Origin of the sequence: Sandarakinorhabdus sp. (assembly GCF_041689835.1) — a bacterium.
Taxonomy (GTDB): domain Bacteria; phylum Pseudomonadota; class Alphaproteobacteria; order Sphingomonadales; family Sphingomonadaceae; genus Sandarakinorhabdus.
In genome coordinates this window covers 1-3,476 of record NZ_JBDNFM010000154.1, presented here as the reverse complement: position 1 = coordinate 3,476, position 3,476 = coordinate 1, and the positions used below count along the sequence as shown (strand labels likewise).

Genomic DNA, 3,476 nt, shown 5'->3' with positions numbered 1-3,476 from the left:
TGGCTTTGGCGGCGGCTTTGGCGGCGGCTACGGCAACGGCAACGGTTATGGGGGCGGGTTTGGCCATGACAATTGGAACAGCTGGTATGCCCCGTCGTGGGTGTGGGTGCCGCGCGGCAACCTGTATGCGCGCGGTTTTGGCGGCCGCATTTATCCGTGGAACACCGGCAGCAACTGGTGGGGCCGCAGCCGCTGGCAGCACACCCCCTATTGGGGCTGGAATCAGCCGTGGGATCGCGACTGGGGGTGGCGCGCGCCAAATCGCGGTTACGGCAACCAGAATTGGGGCAACAATGGTAATTGGGGCAACAACGGCAACTGGGCCAACAATGGCAATTGGGACAACAACCGCGGTTGGAATGACAATCGTGGCTGGAACGGCAATCGCCGCAACCCGCGCTGGAACGATCCACGCCGCGGCCAGCCAGGCAGCGTTGGCGACCAGATCGGCCGCGACATGACGGGCCAGCCGCCGCGCCAAGGCTGGAACGGCGGCAACTTGAACAACAGCGCCGGCGGCCCGCCGCCCGTGATTGGCAACAATCGCGGCCCGCGGGGCGGCAACGCCGGCTGGCAGGGCCGCCCGCGCGTGCAGGATGGCACGCCGGGCAACATGGCAGGCCAAGGAACCGGCGGCGTGGTCCAGCAGCGGCCCCGCCCGAACTATCAACCGGCGCCGCAAGCCCAACCGCAGCAGGCGCAGCCGCAATCTCAGCCGCCGGCCCAGCAGCCGCGTTTCGAGGGCGGACGCCCGGATCGCGGCAACGATAGCGGCCAGCCCGTGCGCGCCAATGCGCCGCGCGCATCAGACGAAAGCCGCGAACGGCCGCAATAAGCCGCGTCAGCGGTTGCGCCACCAGTCGAAGGCCGCCTGCTGCCTTTCATCCACAAAGGCACGGGCGGCCGGGCCGCTCCATTCGGCAGGCGTATCGCGGCGGCCGACCCACCAGCCCTGGCCCGGCAGCCGATCCGATTCGCGCACCACCAGCACCGCCAGTTCCGGCTCTCCTGCGCTGCTCCCAGAGTCGTCGATGGCAGCGTCGATGGCGTCGAGCAGCCGGCACAAAGTACGCATCTTGGGCCGCGAAAACCGATATCCCAGCGCCAGCAGCATTTCGGAATAAGAAAGATCGCGGCCAGCGCGTGCTGCCGCGATCAGGAGCGTTTTAACTTCGGGTAAATCAGCCGCCGTCACCATGGCGCAGCCCTGCCACGCCGGCGCGGGCAATGCCACCGGCCGGCCCTGCGGCCAGCCGGCGGCGGCTGGTCTTACGCGCGCGGCGGCTGCGGTTCAGGCGCGGGTGCGTTTGGCACCGGTTGTTCCGGCGGAAACGGCGTGGACGGCGTTTCTGGCGGGACCGGAGTGGCGGGGGGAGGTGAGGAGGGCACCGTCGCGTCGACCGGCGCTTCCGGCGCGGGCGGCATCGGCGGCAGCGGTTTGCGGGGGGTGGCCCACGAAGGAACCGAAAGCGCCGCAGCTATCGGCACCAACAGCAGGGATCGAGCAGGGATCATGATGAAATTCCTTGAAATTCAGCATTGAACTCATTGGCTTGGTGATTGCCCCACCCTTGTTGGCTGGTCTGGCCGATGCGGTTGCGGGGGGCGGTTGCACCGGCCAGTGCCCGCACATTGCCCCGCCAACATGAACCCCAGCTTTCAAACCGGCCCGGCATGGGACGGCCCGTGCCAAGAACACCGACCAAGCGTTAACAATGTGCGATTGCGGCATCCGCAGCCGCCCGAATCGCTGGCAGCCCAGCTCGCTGGCAACCCGGCTCGCTGGCCACCCCAATCCCCGGCCGCAGCAGCGGATGACAGCGCGCCTCCCGCCTGCTAACGCCAAACGATGACTGTATATCTTCACGAAGGCGACCTGCCAGCCGATGCGCTGGCCCCCGGCCCGGTGGCCGTTGACAGCGAGACCATGGGCCTCAATCCGCACCGCGATCGTTTGTGCCTGCTGCAAATCAGCGACGGGCGCGGCGACGAACATCTCGTGCGCTTTGCCGCTGGCCAGTATGACGCGCCCAATCTGAAAGCCGTGCTCGCCGATCCGCAGCGCGTGAAACTGATGCATTTTGCCCGTTTCGATGTGGCGGTCATCCGCCAGTTCCTGGGTGTGTGGGCCACGCCGGTTTTCTGCACCAAGATCGCATCCAAACTGGTGCGCACCTACACCGATCGCCACGGCCTGAAGGATGTGCTCAAGGAAACGCTGGGCGTGGATATCTCCAAGCAACAGCAATCCAGCGACTGGGGCGCCGCCGAGCTTTCCGAAGCGCAAAAGGAATATGCCGCCAGCGACGTGCGGTACCTGCACCGCGCCTATGACGTGTTGACCATGCGCCTCGCCCGTGAAGGCCGCACCGCGCTGGCGCAGGCCTGTTTCGATTTCCTGCCGGCGCGCGCCGAGCTTGATCTTGTCGGCTGGGCCGAACAGGACATTTTTGCACATCTGTGAATTGAAAGCCTGATCTGCCGTGGCCACTTCGCCCGCCCCGCCTGCTGCCCCGACCAGCCCCGATCTTTCGCGGCGCCAGCAAGCGGCGCTGCCGGGCAGCGCCCATGATCAGCGCATGGCCGTGCTGAAATGGCTGTTGCCAGCCGCCGCGCTTGTGCTGGGGTTAACGATCATGATCTGGCCGCTGGTGGGCGTGCAGGAATTTTCGTTCCTGCTGGCCAAGGATCAGGTGGCGCTGTCACGCGAACGGCTGCGAGTGGACCGCGCCGAATATCGCGGCAAGACCGCCGCCGGGGAGGCCTTTTCCATCTCCGCCGGCAGCGCCGTCCAGCGCACCAGCGCCGAACCGATCGTGGAATTGACCGATCTTGCCGCCCGGCTGGAAGGCCGCGACGGGCCAGCCACCGTGAGCGCGCCATCGGGCCGCTATTTCATCGAGGATGATCGGCTGGAAGTGGCAGGCCCGGTAAAGCTGCGTTCCGACGGCGGCTACACGGTTGATGCCGATACCGTGGCCATCGACTTGAAACGCCGTACGGTGAAAACCGATGTGCCGGTTTCGGGCCGGTTGCCGATGGGAACCTTCCGCAGCAACCGCATGGAAGGCGATCTGGTGGGCAACCGCGTGAGCCTGATCGGCAATGTCCACTTGCGCATCAACCAGCGCGGCGGCAGAGGATGACCATGCGCTTGCCCCTTGCTCTCCTGTTGCTTGTGGCCGCCCCTGCGGCGGCACAGCGTTTCGACAGCAACGCCCCCATCGATGTTGATGCCGGGCGCATCGACATTGCCGATGATGCCAACGAAGCGATATTTTCCGGCGCCGTCGTGATCCGCCAGGGCAGCATGACCCTGAATGCCAGTCGCGTCCGCATTCTGTATGCCAAGGATAGCGCCGGCAGCCCGCAGGTGCAGCGGCTGGATGCGCTGGGCAATGTGCGGCTGCGCCAGGATGCGATGCGGGCCACCGCCAACAGCGGCGTTTACGATGTGAATGCCAAACTTTTGACGC

5 protein-coding genes and 1 pseudogene are annotated in these 3,476 nt (G+C 66.2%); 5 read left to right on the top strand and 1 reads right to left on the bottom strand.

What is annotated here, in order from left to right:
* A pseudogene (locus ACESL8_RS08575) lies at nt 1-835 on the top strand (hypothetical protein); the annotation flags it as partial.
* Nucleotides 836-841: 6 nt separating this feature from the next.
* Here the strand turns inward: ACESL8_RS08575 and ACESL8_RS08570 are convergent.
* Nucleotides 842-1,234: a ribose-phosphate pyrophosphokinase gene (locus ACESL8_RS08570; protein WP_372917836.1), complete on the bottom strand. Its 393-nt coding sequence runs from the start codon at nt 1,232-1,234 to the stop codon at nt 842-844.
* A gap of 102 nt (nt 1,235-1,336) precedes the next feature.
* Here ACESL8_RS08570 and ACESL8_RS08565 point away from each other — a divergent pair, with 102 nt between their 5' ends.
* The 4 genes from ACESL8_RS08565 to ACESL8_RS08550 form a co-directional block, all read left to right on the top strand.
* Nucleotides 1,337-1,543: a hypothetical protein gene (locus ACESL8_RS08565; protein ID WP_372917834.1), complete on the top strand. Its 207-nt coding sequence runs from the start codon at nt 1,337-1,339 to the stop codon at nt 1,541-1,543.
* 306 nt (nt 1,544-1,849) lie between these two features.
* Nucleotides 1,850-2,464, top strand: a complete 615-nt coding sequence (locus tag ACESL8_RS08560) for a ribonuclease D (RefSeq protein ID WP_372917832.1) — start codon at nt 1,850-1,852, stop codon at nt 2,462-2,464.
* A 19-nt stretch (nt 2,465-2,483) separates the two neighbouring features.
* On the top strand, nt 2,484-3,146 hold the full coding sequence (gene lptC, locus ACESL8_RS08555) for an LPS export ABC transporter periplasmic protein LptC (RefSeq protein WP_372917830.1): 663 nt from the start codon (nt 2,484-2,486) through the stop codon (nt 3,144-3,146).
* 2 nt (nt 3,147-3,148) lie between these two features.
* A partial coding sequence (locus tag ACESL8_RS08550) for an LptA/OstA family protein (RefSeq protein WP_372917828.1) occupies nt 3,149-3,476 on the top strand: 328 nt, incomplete at its 3' end.